This window comes from Orrella dioscoreae, from assembly GCF_900089455.2.
GTDB lineage: Bacteria > Pseudomonadota > Gammaproteobacteria > Burkholderiales > Burkholderiaceae_B > Orrella > Orrella dioscoreae.
Window position 1 is genome coordinate 202766 of sequence record NZ_LT907988.1, and the last position, 15216, is coordinate 217981.

Genomic DNA, 15216 nt, shown 5'->3' on the forward strand with positions numbered 1-15216 from the left:
CTTTCGACCCAGGCCGGCAATCGTCCGGCCTGCCTGGAGCCCCGCCGCATGACCGATACCGCCTCGCCCGCCGACCCCTCTGACGTCTTCCCGGGCGTGGCGGACTGGCGCCGCCCCGTGGCCCGGCTCGCGCTCGGCCTGGCCGTGGCGCTGCTGGGCAGCGCCCTGGTGTGCGCGGTGGCGGCCAACTGGCCCGCCATGCCCGTGTGGGCGCGTCTCGCCGGCGCCCAGGCCATTGTCGTGCTGTGCGGGCTGATTGCCCTGGCGCTGGGCCGCCGCGACGGCGCGGGCCAGCCCCGGCCCGCCCTGGTCGCCGCGCTGGTGCTGGGCGGCATCGCGCTGGGCGCCTTGCTGGCGCTCATCGGGCAAACCTACCAGACCGGCGCCGACACCTGGCAGCTCTTTGCCTGGTGGGCGGTGCTGCTGGTGCCCTGGGGCCTGGCAGGCGGGGCGGCGCCGTGGATGCTGTGCCTGCTGGTGGGCAATGTCGCGCTGATGTTCGGGCTGGCCGAACTGACGCCGCTCGCGTGGATGACCGTTTTCGACACGCCCCTGGGGGGCATGGTGGCGGGGGCCTGCAACCTGATCGCGCTGGCCATCTGGGAAATCATGCTGATGCGCGGCGCCACGCGCGCCAAATGGGGCGTGCGCGTGCTGGCGGCGCTCACCCTGGCCTCGCTGGGCTTCAGCGTGATGATCAGCCCCATGAAGCTCGATTTGCTGCACGTCGTCTTCGTGTGGCTGCTGATCAGCCTGTCATTCTGGTTCTACCGTGTCCGCAACGACCGGGTGGTGCTGGCGATGGTGGCCGCCGCCTTCATGACGGTGTCGCTGCGCTGGGCGGGCGACTGGCTGTTCGACGGCATCGACGGCTTGATCGCCCTGCCCGTCATGGCGGGACTGATCCTGACCGAAGCGTGGCTGGTGGCGCGGTTGCTGCAGGCCGGGCACGGCAAGACGCCGGCCCGGACGGACGCGGCCCAGCCGCCCGCGGTCGCGGCGGATGGCAGTCCACCCTGGTATGTGCAGGTGCTGCTGGCGGGCGCGGCGTGGCTGGCAGCCTTGATGCTGCTGGTCACGACGGCATTCCTGCGCGGGATCGACGAACCTTCGGACCTGCTGTGGCCTGGCATCGTGCTGGCCTTGGCGGGCGCGGGGGTGCTGCGGCTGAAGCGCTTGCCGGTCTTCCCGCGCCAGATGGCGATCGCCCTCAGTTTGACAGGCCTGGGCATGGCCGCCGTGGCGGTGCTGGAGGACGCGGCGTCCGATGCGCGGGTGTGGGCGGTGTGCTTCGGCTTCGCCGCGATCCTCTATGCGCTGGCCGCGGAGCGGGTCCTGCGCCTGCTCACGGGCATCGGGATGGGCGTCGCGGTCATCGGGGGCTCGCTGGCCGTGCACCAGCAGTCGGACCTCCTGCTGCGGATCCTGTTTTCGCCCGCGGGGGATGTCTTCCAGACCTCGCTGATGCCGACCGCGATCCTGGCCTGGGGCGCGGCGCTGGCGTTCCTTGCCGCAGCCACGGGGCCGGCTGCCAGGCAGCGCTGGACGCCATTGGCCTGGGCCTGGGCCCTGGTGGCGCAGGCGGGTGTCTGGTTGGCCGGCGGCGTGCCGCTGACGGGCTGGCCCGCGCTGTGGTCGCTGTATACGCCGGCAGCCCTGGCACTGGCCGCGACGGTGTTGCTGCCCGTGTTCTGCATGGCCTGGGCCAGTGCGCCCGGGCTGCCGGGCCATGCGCCTGGCGCATCGCGCGCCGGGCCCGGTTGGCGCCTGGGCGCCTGCGTGGGCGTGCTGGGCTTGTCGCTGCTGTGGATGCCGTCGCCGGGCGTGGCGTTCGCGCTGGCGTGGTTGCTGCTGGGCCAGGCGTTGCGGCGACCCTTGCTGACGGGGCTGGGCGTGCTGGGCGGCCTGGGGTACCTGTTGCGCTATTACTACCAGCTGCAGGTGCCCTTGCTGGACAAGAGCCTGTGGCTGGCGCTGGCCGGCGGGCTGGCATGGGTTCTCTACGTCGCGGCAGCCTGGGGGGCGCGCGCGGCCCGGCGTCGCGCCGAGCCGGACGCGCCCGCCAGGCAGGCGGCCGCGCCGCGAGGCCCGGCCTGGCGCCTGGCCGTCATCACCCTGGGCCTGGCCGCCGCGCTGGGCGTGGCCAACACCAGTGTCTGGCGCAACGAGCGCATCCTGGCGCAAGGCCAGGTGCTGCGCCTGGCCCTGGCGCCGGTGGACCCGCGCAGCCTGATGCAGGGCGACTACATGGCCTTGAACTTCGAGGTGGCCGATCAGCTGCGGCAACTGCGTCCGCCCGGCGCGCCGGCGGACGCGCCGGTGGTCGAGGTGCCGGCCGACGGCTACCTGGTGCTGCGGCACGACGAGCAGGGCGTGGCGCGCCTGCAGCGCGTGCAGGGCGAGCCACGGCCGCGCGCGCAGGACGAGATCGCGCTGCGTTACCGCAAGCGCGCGGGGCAGGTGCACATCGTGACCAATGCCTATTTCTTCGCCGAAGGCCAGGCGGAACGCTACGAGGCCGCGCGCTTCGGTGAGTTCCGCGTCAACGACGGCGGCACCGGCCTCTTGTTGCGGCTGCTGGATGCCGAGGGCCAGCCGCTGTAAGCGGATCGAAGCCTGGCGGGCGATTCCCTTGCGGCTGTCGCCCGCGATCCTTCACTGGGCCTGAGCCGTCGCGGCAGCCTCGTCGTCCTGCCCTGCGTCGTCGTGACCGCCGGTCACCGAGGCGGGCGGATGCCCCGTCTTGCGGCTCATCAGCAGCGCATGCAGCATCTCGGTCGACAGGCCGTGCAGTACCAGGCGGTGGCCGGCGCGCAGTGTCGACAGCGGAATCAGCGGGTGATGGTTGTTGACCAGGATGAGATGCTCGGGCGCGCCCAGCAATTGCGCCGCATAGATGCCGATGGTCTCGTCCAGCTGCAGCGAATTGGCTGCGCGCCAGAAATCGTTGTCGGTCAGCAGCAGCTGGTACACCGGCGTGAACACCTCGATGGCGCTCTGGATGTCGATGACGTTCAGGCGCCCGCGCGGCATGTCCTGCAGTCGCAGCGGCGGCTCGCGCAGCATGCCGTAATCCACTTCGTCGGGCGGGCCCATCTCCAGGCCCTGCGCCTGCAGGGCCTGGTTCAGGCGGATGACGAAGTTGAAGAGATTGACGTCATGCTTGACGAAGAGATCGTCCTTCAGGTCCGCGATGCACATCGGTTCCAGCGGCGTGGTCTCGATGGGGGCGGGCGAGTTGCGGCCGATGAACGACAGGATCTGCGCGCCCAGGTGGAAGTGGCGCAGGATCAGCCAGTTGGCCTCGGGCGAGACGAAGCGCGACAGTCCCCAGGCCAGCAGCCGGTGCAGCACGCGCGAGTGCGACCACTTGCGCGGCAGGAAGGTCTTCACGATCTGGATCACGATGATCAGGACGCGCGCCAGCGGCCGCAGGAACGGCAGCAGGTATTGCCGCGACGCGCTGCTGGAATCCTTCAGCCATGCCCGCTTCACGTGGTCCGGCAGCGGCGTGCTGCGGTCCAGGTACAGCGCCAGCCAGGGGCTGGGGTCTGCCGGATCGTGGCCGCGCCGCAGGAAATCGGGCTCGGGCATGGGGTGTTTCATCGTTCCGCCTCCATGACGTGCTGGAACTGCATGAGATACAGCGCCGCCGTGCGCCGCGCGGTGTCGACGATGCGGGCGGCCGAGCGCGCCGGGTCGCCGACCTCCATCACCAGCTGCACCGCCATCAGCCAGCGCGCCAGATGGTCTTCGTCATTGTGGCCGTGGTACTCCAGGAAGCGGAAGGCCTCCGGCGGCAGCGGCAGGCTGGCGCGCAACAGCGGCAGCAGCTGGGGCACGATGCGCTGCCCGGTGCCCTCGATGATATAGATCGCGCCCAGCAGGCCGATGGGATCCTGCGTGGCGGCCAGGCCGTGCAGATAGGCGTTCAGCGCCTCGCCGCCCGGATTGCGGCGCAGCGCGTCGATGTCCGGCGCCGTGCCGCCCGCGCGCTGGTAGTCCTGGAAAAGGATCTTGAAGTCGTTCTGCTCTTCACCCGCGTGCAGGTCGATGAGCGCGGACAGCTCTGCATACGGGCCGGTCAGCGAGGCCGCGCCTTCGCGCATCCACTTGCTGCCTTCGCGCACCTGCGGAATCCAGTGCGACATCCAGCCGATGTAATCCGAGGTCTCGAAGCGGCGTTCGCGCAGCTTGCGGATCACGGGCGTGCGCCAGACGCGCGAGCGATAGTCGTGCCAGATGGCGGCCAGCTCGGTCAGCAGCGGCCGCAGCGGATCGGGACCGGTGTCGGGATCATGCGGGGGCGCGATGAGCACGTCGTCGCTGTCCATCGCGGCGGGCGGCTTGGCGGCCGGGGCCGCGGCCGGGCGGGACTCGGCATTGGCGCCCGCTGCCTCGTCCGCTTCCGCTTCGAACAGCATGTAGGCGGCCATGAAGCGGCCCGACTCGGGGATATAGCAGAAGATCCGCTCGCCGGGCCGCAGTGTGCGCGTCTGCAGGAACTCGGCCAGCATGACGAAGATGGAGGCCGCGCCCGTGTTGCCGCGCCAGGCCAGGTTGCTGTACCAGCGCTCGCGCGGGATGACGAGGCCTGCCTTTTCCATCAGGTCTTCCACCACCGGGATGAAGCGCGCCGAGGAGTAGTGGCACAGGAAGTGGTCCACGGTCTTCGGGTCCAGCCAGCCGTCGCGCACGAGTTGCGCGTATTCGTGGATGCCGATGTCGAAGAGGTGGGGCAGCAGCCGGATGTCCTGGCGCAGCGACAGCGCGCCGTCGGCTTCGGCATCCGCCCACGAGGGATAGTCCAGGTGTGCGCGCTTGCGGTCCTCGGACAGGCCCAATTGCATGCACACCGGGTAGTCGCCCGAGAACGCGCGCTGGTGGACCCACTTCAATTTCAGGCGGATGCCGGGCTGCGCGGTGGCGCGGCCGGCCGAGCCATCGCCCAGCAGCAGCGCGCCGGCGCCGTCGGACAGCATCCAGCGCAGGAAATGCGCGTCGAAGTCGGCGTCATAGCCGCGATTGGCAAAGCGCGAACGCTTGAAGAGCCGCGAGGGCATTTCGCTGGCCACCGCCAGGGCGCGGCCATGCGCACCCAGTTCGATGCCTTGCGCGGCGGCCTGCACGGCCGACACGCCGGCGGCGCAGATACCGTGCACGGACAGGGTTTCCATGGGCGGTGCCGCCAGTTCGCCCTGGATCATGTTGGCGAAGCCCGGCATCAGCGCGTCGCCGCCGGACGAGCCGCTGGCCAGCATCGACACTTCATCCAGCCGGGCGCCGCCGCGCGCCAGGCAGTCGCGGATGGCGGCGGCCGCCAACTGCGCATTGCCCATGACGGTGTTGCCCTCGGCGTCGATGGCGTAATGGCGCGTGGTGATGCCGTTCTCGGCCAGGATGCGGCGCTTGATGCGGTCCGACATCCGGTTCAGCGGCGCGATGTACGCGTCCATCTGATCGTTGCTGACAGGCTCGCCGGGCAGGTAGTACGCGGCGCTTTCCACATGGACGCGCTCAAAGCGGATGGGCATGGGACGGGTTCTCTGTTGCGGGTGAAGACGGTTCGTTTGCGGGCGCGGGCGCGGCAAGGCTTGCCACGGGCATCAGCGAGACGCTGCGCATGCGCGGCCACACGGCGCCCAGGAGGAAGACGCGGCCCATATAGGGCAGCAGGCCGCGTTCGTTCAGGCGCGGGTCCACGCGCTGGCGCACGCGCGCGTGCAGCTGCGCCAGTTCGGACCAGTGCGCGCGCGAATGCTCGTGGTGCGCGGTGTGCAGGCCGATGTTGAACAGCAGCGGGTTGACCAGCCCTTCGAAGTTGCGGGCGTAGTTCAGCGTGGCCTCGCCTGGCGGATGCCGGCGGCCATCGGCGTGCGCGTGCTGCAGGTAGTTGGTGGCCAGCAGCCAGTGCAGGCCATGCAGTTGCGGCACGATCACGAAGAGCAGCGCCTTCCGCCAGTCCAGCGCCAGCAGCAGCCCCCACGAACCCAGCCAGATGGCGTACTGCAGCAGGCAATAACGCCACGCGCCGGGCCGGTGGCGCCGCAGCCTCTGCAGCCAGCGCCAGAACAGCGGCATCAGCACCCACACGGCCTGGAAGGGATGCAGCAGATAGCCCGCAAGGTGATTGGTATCGCCGCCGAAGCGATAGGTGCGCGCCGCGTCGCGCGGCCCGTGCCGATGGCGGTGATGGTTGGCCACGTGCGCGGGATAGAAGACGAAGGTGGGATGGCCCTGCAGCAGCGTGATCCACAGGTCGGTGGCCCGGTTGGCCCAGCGGCCATGCCACATGCGCAGGTGCGTATGGTTGTGGTGGATGACGCCCACGCCCAAGGTCAGGAACAGCATCAGGCCGTACAGCAGCCAAGAGAAACCGTGTTGCCATTGCCAGGCGGCCAGCGCCGGCAGCGCCAGCAGGTAGGCCACGCTCTGCAGGTCGCGCCAGTGGCGCAGGCCGCGCGGCCTTTTTTGCCGTTCAGCCTGCATGGCCACCGGCCTGGCTTCCCGCATCACGGCGGGCGCGAGCCTGGCTTTGTTGCTGGATCTGCGCTGCCGCCGCGTCCGGCGGCAGCACCGAGCGGAACAGCCTGTCCATGAAGGTGAACTGGAAGCCGTAGTTGCCCTGGTAGCAGGCATGATGCAGGTGGTGCCGGCGGCTGGCGGCGAACCAGTGCATGGGCGAGACGCGCGTGAAGAAGTCGTAGTTCGCGTGGCCGATGCAGTTGAAGAAAAGGCTGAAGATCGGCACGGACAGCAGCGACCAGAAACTGAAGTCGTGCACGACCATCGGCAGCAGGATCACGTTGCCCAGCATCAGCGCCTCGATCGGGTGGAAGCTGTAGGTGGAAAACGGCGTGGTGACCACCGAGCGATGGTGCGGCAGGTGGAAGCGCCGCAGCGGCCGCGTGTGCAGCAGGCGGTGGTTGATGTAGAAGTGCACGTCGTTCCAGATGACCAGTGCCAGGATCTCCAGCGCGACCTGGCCCGGCGTGCGTTCAGCCAGTTGCGCCCAGCCCAGCTGCAGCAGGCCCCACGGAAAGATCATGCCCAGGCCGAAGATCAGGATGGACACGCCCGATTGCTGCAGCTCGCGGCGCAGCTGGCCGGGCTGGAGCGCGCGCGGATCGAGCACGCGGCCGATGCCCAGCGCGGGCAGCACGTGACGCGTCAGCGTCCAGGTGGCCAGGCCGAACACCAGGTAGATGCCGCCGAAGAACAGCAGGCCGTAGGCCATGACTTCGACGGCGGAGAGAGCAGCGAAGGCTTGCGCCATGGTCGAGGCTTTCCGCGAGCGGGGATGGATGAGACGGCCACATCTTAAGCAAACTCGGCGCTCCTGTCCCTGAAAAGTCTGCCCAGGGGCGCGGGGCTTGTCTTCAGGGCGGCGGCAGGCCGTGGCGCGCGGCCCAGGCGGGCGTGGCGGCCTGCCAGAAGGCATCGGGCGTTTCCACGGCCAGCGGTGCCTGTCCCAGCTTCCGCCAGGCCGCGTTCAACGTCTGGACCGGCAGGGAGAGATCCAGCGCCGGTGCGCCGTTCTGCTTGGAAAGCTTCAGTCCGGAAGCTTCGTCGATCACCAGCGGCACGTGCATCACGCGCGGCACGGGCAGGTCCAGCAGGCGCGCCAGCACGCGCTGGCGTGCGGTGGATCCCAGCAGGTCCTCGCCGCGCACGATGTCGGTAACGCCTTGCGCCGCATCGTCCACCACCACGGCAAGCTGGTAGGCCCACAGGCCGTCCGCGCGGCGCAGCACGAAATCGCCCACGGCCTGGGCGACGTCCTGTTCCTGGGGGCCGAGCCAGCGGTCCTCGAACCGTTCGACGCCGTCCGGCACCCGCACGCGCCAGGCGCGCGGCGCGCGGCCGGGCGGCAGGCCGTCGCGGCAGGTGCCGGGATAGGGCCGCTCGCCGTCGGGCAGCGTGCTGAAGCGCAGCCGCGCCGAATCGGCGATCTCGCGCCGGGTGCAGCCGCAGGGATACAGCAGGCCACGTGCCGCCAGCGCATCCATGGCGGCCTGATAGGCATCGTCGCGCCGGGATTGCCACACGATGTCGCCATCCCACCGCAAGCCCAGGGCGCTCAGTTGATCCAGGATGGTCTCGGCCGCGCCCGGCACCATGCGCGGCGTGTCGACGTCTTCCATGCGCAGCAGCCATCGCCCGCCGTGGGCGCGTGCGTCCAGGTAGCTGGCCATGGCCGCCACCAGCGAGCCCGCGTGCAGCGGCCCACTGGGGCTGGGGGCGAAACGGCCGATGTAGCGCATGCGGTCAAGCTTCCGTGGCAAGGCCGGCGTGCCGGCGCCGGAAATGACAAAGGCGCCGCGCGGGGCACGGCGCCTTCGGGGATGGGCGCGGAATCAGTGCAGGCGGCGCGCGCCCTCGTCGTCGAGCAGTTCCTCGAGGACGAGGTTGTCGATTTCGGCTTCCTGGCTCCAGAGCACCATCAGCGCGATGATCTTGAGCTTTTCCAGCGACAGGGGCGATTCGTTCAGCGCCATGGCGCGGTCGAGCACGATCTCGCGCAGGGCGGCGGGCAGCACGCCGGCGGATTCCAGGAAGGCGACGAAGCCGATGGCCTCTGAGCCCATCTGGTTGTATTCGGAGTCTGTGTAGATGCGCGTGCCCGTGCTGGGTGCGTGGGCCAGGTCGACGCAGCGCTCGGTCGTCTCGGCCAGGCCGTAGAGCCATCCGAGGGCATCGTCGATGTCCTCGTGCTCGAAGCCAGCAGCCACCAAGCGCCTCGTCAGGACATCTGCCGTGGGGCAGGCCTGAGGCGTGTAGTAGTTTTCGAACAGGTAAACCAGAATGTCGTACATATTGCAGCGCAGGTTGCCCCGTTACGCCACCGGCCCTTACCGAAACCGACGGCTTCGAACGTGAGTTTACTCTACGCTGATTTACCCCCCCGGGCAACACGGGCGCGGGTTTCGTCGCAGCCGCGCATCACGCGGATTTCCGACCTTCGGAATCCCCCTGGAGACGCCGCCGCACCGGCCCGGGGCAGGCATTGCGCTGCGGTGCAGCATGCAATACATTGGCCCCATGTCCGCAACCTCGAATCGCTAGTTCCGGTGGCTGCTCTACTTCCTGCTGAACGTGCCGTGGCGCTGGGCCAGTACCTGGACCAGCAGCAAGAGCGGCAAGTCGATTTCCTGCGCGAACTCGTGCGGGTGCCTTCTGACAACCCGCCTGGCAACTGCGCCAGCCACGGCCAGCGCCTGCAATCCCTGCTTTCCACGCTCGACCTGCCCGTTGAAGCCTTCAGCGTGCCGGCCGACGAAGTGCGCGCCAACGGCATGATCTCGGCCACCAACCTGGTGGTGCGCCAGGCTTTCGGCGCCGGCGGCCGGGTGGTGGCCCTGAACGCCCACGGCGACGCGGTGCCGCCCGGGCTGGGCTGGCGGCGCGACCCGTATGCCGCGCGCATCGAGGAAGACCCCGAGCACGGTCCGGTCATGTACGGACGCGGCGTCGCGGTGTCGAAATCGGATATCGCCGCCTACACCTGGGCGCTGCTGGCCCTGAAAGAGGCCGAGCGCCAGGGGCTGCGCCTGCGCGGCCGCATCGAACTGCATTTCACCTATGACGAGGAAGCCCGCGGCGAGATCGGGCCCAAGTGGCTGTTGGCCAACGACTTCGTCAAACCCGACCTCGCCATCTGTGCCGGCTTTTCCTATGCCGTCACCACGGCGCACAACGGCTGCCTGCAGATCGAAGTCACGGTACGGGGCAAGCAGGCCCACGCCGCCGTGCCGCGCAGCGGCGCCGACGCGCTCGAGGCGGCCAACCGTATCCTGACCGCGCTGTACGCCTATCGCGACCAGCTCGCCCAGCGCCATTCGGCCTCGCCCGGCATCGACACCCCTTCCTTGACGGTGGGCACGATCCGCGGCGGCATCAACACCAACGTCGTGCCGGATCTGGTCGTTTTCCGCGTGGATCGGCGCATGATTCCGGAGGAAGCGGGCCAGGACGTCGAAGGCGAACTGCGCCGCCTGATCGCCGAGGCCATTGCGCCCTGTGCCGGCACCTCGGCCAGCGTGCGCCGCCTGTTGCTGGCGCAGCCGCTGGCGCCGCTGCCCGGCGTGGAAACGCTGACCGAGCCGTTGCAACGCCATGCCCGGGCCCAGTTCGGCACGGATATCCCGGTCCAGGGCTTGCCCCTGTTCACCGACGCGCGCCACTATGCCGCGCGGGGCATTCCCACCGTTCTCTACGGTGCCGGCCCCCGCACCATCCTCGAGGCGAGGGGGCACAACAGCGACGAAAACCTGCGCCTGAACGACCTCTACCGGGCCACCAAGGTGCTGGCCTTGTCGCTGGCGGACATGCTGGGCGAAGATTCCTCGCAAATGTGAGGGGAGATGCCGGCGTGCTGCGGCATACTATGCGTTTTCCAGATCACCCTCACGGGTCACCCCTACTCGCCGGAAGCGCCATGTCGCAGCTATTTCACGTCCAGTCCCTGATGGAAATCACGCAACGCCCCGACATCGTGTTCGTGCGAGGCCATGGCAGCTGGCTGGTGGACGAGGCGGGCAAGCGTTACCTGGATTTCGTGCAAGGCTGGGCGGTCAACTGCCTGGGCCACAGCCCGGCGCCGGTGGCCCAGGCGGTGGCGGACCAGGCTTCCACGCTGGTCAATCCCTCGCCTGCCTTCTATAACGTGCCGTCCATCGAGCTCGCCCTGCGCCTGACCGGCGCATCGTGCTTCGACCAGGTCTTCTTCGCCAACAGCGGCGCGGAAGCCAATGAGGGCGCGATCAAGCTGGCACGCAAGTACGGCCAGAAGTACCGTAACGGCGCCTACAGGATCATCACGTTCAACCATGGTTTCCACGGCCGCACGCTGGCCACCATGTCGGCGTCGGGCAAGCCGGGCTGGGATACGCTGTTCGCGCCGCAGGTCGATGGCTTCCCCAAGGCCGAGCTGAACGACCTGGATTCGGTGCGCGCGCTCATCGACGACCAGACCGTGGCGGTCATGCTCGAGCCCGTGCAGGGCGAGGCCGGCGTCATTCCCGCCTCGGTTGAATTCATGCAGGGCCTGCGCGCGCTGACGGCCGAGCGGGGCCTGCTGCTCATCGTCGACGAGGTGCAGACCGGCATGGGCCGCACCGGCACGATGTTCGCCTATCAGCACTACGGCATCGAGCCCGACATCATGACGCTTGGCAAGGGCATCGGCGGCGGCGTGCCGCTGGCCGCCCTGCTGGCGCGCGAGGAAGTCTGCGTCTTCAACCACGGCGACCAGGGCGGCACCTACAACGGCAACCCGCTCATGACGGCCGCTGGCGTGGCCGTCTTCGATGCGCTGGCCTCGCATGGCTTCCTGGCGTCGGTGCGCGAGCGCGCCGACCAGCTGCGCGATGGTCTGCTGGCGCTGTCGGAAAAGTGGGACATGGAAGGCGAGCGTGGCCTGGGCCTGCTGCGCGCGCTGAAGCTCAAGCGCGACGAAGGCCCCGCCATCGTCGAGCGCGCCCGCGCGCTGGCGCCGGAAGGCCTGCTGCTGAACGCGCCGCGTCCCAACCTGCTGCGCTTCATGCCCGCGCTGAACGTCAGCGCCGATGAAGTCGTCCTGATGCTGGACATGTTGGACGACGTCGTCGCCGGCCTGCGCCGTTAAGCAGGGAGCGATGCGCAAAAAAAGGCGGCCAGTTGAACTGACCCCCAGAAGTTGGACAGTTTAAAAGGTCAGGCGGCCAAGGCCTGAGTTCGGTATTGCACCGGGCTCAGGCCTTTTAGTTTGAGCCGGATACGCTGGTGGTTGTAGTAGTGGATGAACTGGCCGATGGCTTTCTGTAGCTGGTCGATGCTGTCGTAGCGGTTCAGGTAGAAGCACTCGGTCTTGAGCGTGGCGAACCAGCTCTCCATGGCGGCGTTGTCCAGGCAGTTGCCCTTGCGCGACATGCTTTGCGTGAGGCCACGATCGGCCAGCATGCGCCGGTAGCTGGGCTGCTGGTACTGCCAGCCCTGGTCCGAGTGCAGCAGCGGTTGGTCGCCCGGCGACAGGCGGCGCATCGCCTTCTTGAGCATGTTGCCCACCAGCCCGAACAACGGACGCTCGCTGGTCTCGTAGGCCACGATCTCACCGTTGTACAGGTCCATCACCGGCGACAGATACAGCTTCTGGCCGCGCACGTTGAACTCCGTCACGTCGGTGACCCACTTCTGGTTCGGACGGTCGGCCTCGAACTGGCGTGCCAGCACGTTCGGCGCCACGCGGCCCACCTCACCCCGGTACGAGCGATACTTCTTCGGGCGCACCAAGGACTTCAGACCCAGCACCCGCATCAGCTTCTGCACCGTCTTGTGGTTCACGCACTGGCCAGCCTGGCGTAGCGCGGCAGTGATGCGTCGGTAGCCGTAGCGGCCCTTGTGGCGCGCATAGACGGCACTGATCTTGGCCTTGAGCCCCGCAGACTTGTCTGCCACGCCCCGCGCCTTCAAGTGGTAGTAGAACGTGCTGCGCGAGAGCCCTGCGACTGCCAGCAGCACACCTACGCGATGCTCTTGCCTCAACCCAGCGATCAACTGCGCTTTTTCTGCGCTGCCGCCCTCTTTTGCTGGATCAAGGCATCGAGCTTTTTTAGGTAGGCGTTCTCCGCTCGGAGGTACTCGTTTTCCTTGAGCACCTCCTCAAGGGTTTTCTGCTCTGGGGCTGTGGGCCCTGACGGTTTTACTGACTGATCTGACATGGCTCTGCATCCGCGCCGACGGCGCTCAAGGGCTTCATTTCCACCCTCATGATACTGACGCTCCCACCTACCAATGTGGCTCGCCGAGCGAATATCAAATGCTGCCGCAGTCTGCGTCAGAGACCACCCCTCACGCCACATCCGATTGAGCACCTGCAGCTTGAATGCCGCGTCGTAGCTCGCGCCCTTGCGACGCAGGCCGCACACCCCGTGCTCTCGATAGCTACTTACCCACCGCCTGACTGTGGCGTGACCAAGACCGTGCCTGGCGCCCACCGTCTTCGATCCCCCCGATCCTGACAGATACTCCTTCACTACCTTGAGCTTGAAACGCTCGTCGTACTTCGCCATGCAAAAACCCCCTAAGATTGGATTTCGTCCAACTTTCGGGGGTCAGTTCAAGTTCACACGACTGGGCCGCCTTTTTTCAGGGTGCCTGCTCATGCCGTCACGGCGGCATCTCCATTCAGCCTGGTGCCGCCGCTGCCTGGATGGTCTCCAGCGCCAGCAAGGGGGCGCCTTCCGACACCTGGTCACCCGCCGTGTAGAAGACCTCGCTGACTACGCCCGCCTCGGGCGCGGTGATGGTGTGCTCCATCTTCATGGCTTCCATTACCACCAGGGCCTGGCCGGGCTTGACCGCGTCGCCGGCCTTTATCGCCACCGAGATGATCTTGCCCGGCATCGGCGCGGCCAAGCCGCCGCCATGGTCCTGGTCATCGTCGCCCGCATGCGCGAGGGGATCGTGCAGCTGGAGCGTGGCGCGCCGGTCGGGCCCATGCAAATGCAGGGTGTCGCCGGTCCACACCGCCTGGGCAGCCAAGGTCTGCGCGCCCAGCCTGACCCGCAGCGCCAGGCTGCCGTCCGCCTGGTGCTCGGCTTGCCAGGAATAGGCCTGCGCGGCGTGGGTGTCGCCGGTGTCCAATGTGTCTGTGCCGGCCCCGAGCGCATGCCGGGTAAGCACCGCGCGCGTCTCGGTGTCATCGACGCGGAACGCCAGCGTGCGCGGTCTTGCGCCGCCGATGCGCCAGCCATCGCGCGCGCGCCACGGATCGTCCTGCGTGGCGGCATCCGCCGTTTCCCTGGCGAGCACGGCAGCGGTGGCCAGCGCCAGGGTCGCGGCATCGGGCGGGGCCGGGGGCGGCAACAGCGTCGCGCGGCGGCGTTCGATGAGACCGGTGTCCAGGTCGGCGGCGGCGAAGGCCTCGTCGGCCATCAGGCGTGCCAGGAAGGCGGCATTGGTCTGCACGCCGATGGCCTGCGTCTGCGCCAGCGCGGCCAGCATGCGGCGGCGCGCCTGGTCGCGCGTGTCGCCGCGCACGATGAGCTTGGCGATCATCGGGTCGTAATAGGGCGAGATCGTGTCGCCTGCGCGCACGCCGCCGTCGACGCGCACGTCGGCGTTCACGAAGGCCGCGTGCGGCGGCAGCGTCAGGTGGCTGAGCGTGCCGATGGAGGGCAGGAAGCCCTTCTCGGGGTTCTCGGCATACAGCCGCGCCTCGATGGCATGGCCTTGTATCCACAGCTGCTTTTGCACGAGCGGCAGCGGCTCGCCCGCCGCCACGCGCAGCTGCCACTCCACCAGGTCCAGGCCGGTGATCATCTCGGTGACGGGATGCTCCACCTGCAGCCGCGTGTTCATCTCCATGAAGTAGAAGCGGCCGTCAGGCTCGGCAATGAATTCCACCGTGCCCGCGCCGACGTAGCCCACGGCGCGCGCCGCCGCGATCGCGGCCTCGCCCATGGCCGCGCGCCGCTCCGGCGTCATGCCGGGCGCCGGCGCCTCCTCGATGACCTTCTGGTGGCGGCGCTGCACCGAGCAGTCGCGCTCGAAGAGATGGACGCACTCGCCGTGCGTGTCGGCGAACACCTGGATCTCGATGTGCCGCGGCTTCTGCAGATAGCGTTCGATCAGCACGCGGTCGTCGCCGAAACTGGCGCCAGCCTCGCGCTGGCACGAGGCCAGGGCCGCGGCGAAGTCCGCGCTGGATTCGACCACGCGCATGCCCTTGCCGCCGCCGCCCGCGCTGGCCTTGATGAGGACGGGATAGCCGATGGCGTCGGCCTGCTGGCGCAGGAAGTCCGCGTCCTGCCTGTCGCCGTGGTAGCCGGGCACCAGCGGCACGCCGGCCTTCTCCATCAGCGCCTTGGCGGCGGACTTGCTGCCCATCGCGGCAATGGCGTCGATGGGCGGGCCCACGAAGACAATGCCGGCGGCCTGGCAGGCCTGCGCGAAGGCTTCGTTCTCGGACAGGAAGCCGTAGCCGGGGTGGATGGCCTGCGCGCCGGTGGCCTGCGCGGCCGCCAGGATGGCGTCGGCGCGCAGGTAGCTGGCGCGCGGCTCGGCTTCGCCGATGCGCACGGCCGTGTCGCAGGCGGCGACATGGCGGGCGTCGGCATCGGCATCGGAGTACACCGCCACGGTGCGGATGCCCAGGCGGCGGGCGGTGGCGGCGACGCGGCAGGCGATCTCGCCGCGATTGGCAATGAGCAGGGTGTCGAACACAGCGGAGCTCCT

Annotated in this window: 11 protein-coding genes; 3 read left to right on the forward strand and 8 right to left on the reverse strand. The window is 68.8% G+C overall.

Annotated elements, in window-relative coordinates:
- Nucleotides 1-48: 48 nt before the first annotated feature.
- The gene (locus ODI_RS01000) at nucleotides 49-2604 is read left to right on the forward strand and encodes a GDYXXLXY domain-containing protein (protein ID WP_067755063.1); all 2556 of its coding nucleotides are present in this window, start codon (nucleotides 49-51) and stop codon (nucleotides 2602-2604) included.
- A 51-nt stretch (nucleotides 2605-2655) separates the two neighbouring features.
- Here the strand turns inward: ODI_RS01000 and ODI_RS01005 are convergent, their stop codons facing one another.
- The 6 genes from ODI_RS01005 to ODI_RS01030 all read right to left on the reverse strand — a co-directional run bounded on the left by ODI_RS01005 (nucleotide 2656) and on the right by ODI_RS01030 (nucleotide 8816).
- A complete protein-coding gene (locus tag ODI_RS01005; protein ID WP_082985351.1) occupies nucleotides 2656-3594 on the reverse strand; it encodes a DUF6999 family protein in 939 nt (312 codons plus the stop codon).
- A gap of 8 nt (nucleotides 3595-3602) precedes the next feature.
- The gene (locus ODI_RS01010) at nucleotides 3603-5534 is read right to left on the reverse strand and encodes a StlD/DarB family beta-ketosynthase (RefSeq protein ID WP_067755066.1); all 1932 of its coding nucleotides are present in this window, start codon (nucleotides 5532-5534) and stop codon (nucleotides 3603-3605) included.
- Complete coding sequence (locus ODI_RS01015; RefSeq protein WP_082985354.1) at nucleotides 5518-6489, reverse strand: fatty acid desaturase; 972 nt, start codon at nucleotides 6487-6489, stop codon at nucleotides 5518-5520. The genes ODI_RS01010 and ODI_RS01015 overlap by 17 nt, the downstream gene beginning before the upstream one ends.
- Complete coding sequence (locus ODI_RS01020) at nucleotides 6479-7276, reverse strand: sterol desaturase family protein (protein WP_067755069.1); 798 nt, start codon at nucleotides 7274-7276, stop codon at nucleotides 6479-6481. The genes ODI_RS01015 and ODI_RS01020 overlap by 11 nt, the downstream gene beginning before the upstream one ends.
- A 103-nt stretch (nucleotides 7277-7379) precedes the next feature.
- Nucleotides 7380-8264, reverse strand: coding sequence for a tRNA glutamyl-Q(34) synthetase GluQRS (gene gluQRS, locus ODI_RS01025; RefSeq protein WP_067755071.1), 885 nt, complete (start codon nucleotides 8262-8264; stop codon nucleotides 7380-7382).
- Nucleotides 8265-8357: 93 nt separating this feature from the next.
- Complete coding sequence (locus ODI_RS01030; protein ID WP_067755074.1) at nucleotides 8358-8816, reverse strand: DUF494 family protein; 459 nt, start codon at nucleotides 8814-8816, stop codon at nucleotides 8358-8360.
- 255 nt (nucleotides 8817-9071) lie between these two features.
- On the opposite strand from ODI_RS01030, the gene ODI_RS01035 reads away from it, so the two are divergent.
- Both ODI_RS01035 and ODI_RS01040 read left to right on the forward strand, forming a co-directional pair.
- Nucleotides 9072-10358 (forward strand): M20/M25/M40 family metallo-hydrolase, encoded by a 1287-nt coding sequence (locus ODI_RS01035; RefSeq protein WP_067755077.1) that lies wholly within the window; start codon nucleotides 9072-9074, stop codon nucleotides 10356-10358.
- Nucleotides 10359-10438: 80 nt separating this feature from the next.
- The gene (locus tag ODI_RS01040) at nucleotides 10439-11626 is read left to right on the forward strand and encodes an acetylornithine transaminase (protein ID WP_067755079.1); all 1188 of its coding nucleotides are present in this window, start codon (nucleotides 10439-10441) and stop codon (nucleotides 11624-11626) included.
- 68 nt (nucleotides 11627-11694) lie between these two features.
- On the opposite strand, the gene ODI_RS01045 is transcribed toward ODI_RS01040, so the two are convergent.
- A protein-coding gene (locus ODI_RS01045; protein WP_098020808.1) for an IS3 family transposase occupies nucleotides 11695-13049 on the reverse strand; the annotation gives its coding sequence in 2 pieces (ribosomal slippage) (nucleotides 11695-12593 and nucleotides 12593-13049; 1356 coding nt in all).
- A 115-nt stretch (nucleotides 13050-13164) separates the two neighbouring features.
- A complete protein-coding gene (locus ODI_RS01050; RefSeq protein ID WP_067753630.1) occupies nucleotides 13165-15204 on the reverse strand; it encodes an acetyl/propionyl/methylcrotonyl-CoA carboxylase subunit alpha in 2040 nt (679 codons plus the stop codon).
- Between the last annotated feature and the right edge of the window lie 12 nt (nucleotides 15205-15216).

What these genes read in the sequence shown, in the direction of transcription:
- ODI_RS01000 (WP_067755063.1), top strand. Translation starts at nt 49, where the DNA reads ATGACCGATACCGCCTCGCCCGCCGACCCCTCTGACGTCTTCCCGGGC.
- ODI_RS01005 (WP_082985351.1), bottom strand. Translation starts at nt 3,594, where the DNA reads ATGCCCGAGCCCGATTTCCTGCGGCGCGGCCACGATCCGGCAGACCCC.
- ODI_RS01010 (WP_067755066.1), bottom strand. Translation starts at nt 5,534, where the DNA reads ATGCCCATCCGCTTTGAGCGCGTCCATGTGGAAAGCGCCGCGTACTAC.
- ODI_RS01015 (WP_082985354.1), bottom strand. Translation starts at nt 6,489, where the DNA reads ATGCAGGCTGAACGGCAAAAAAGGCCGCGCGGCCTGCGCCACTGGCGC.
- ODI_RS01020 (WP_067755069.1), bottom strand. Translation starts at nt 7,276, where the DNA reads ATGGCGCAAGCCTTCGCTGCTCTCTCCGCCGTCGAAGTCATGGCCTAC.
- gluQRS (WP_067755071.1), bottom strand. Translation starts at nt 8,264, where the DNA reads ATGCGCTACATCGGCCGTTTCGCCCCCAGCCCCAGTGGGCCGCTGCAC.
- ODI_RS01030 (WP_067755074.1), bottom strand. Translation starts at nt 8,816, where the DNA reads ATGTACGACATTCTGGTTTACCTGTTCGAAAACTACTACACGCCTCAG.
- ODI_RS01040 (WP_067755079.1), top strand. Translation starts at nt 10,439, where the DNA reads ATGTCGCAGCTATTTCACGTCCAGTCCCTGATGGAAATCACGCAACGC.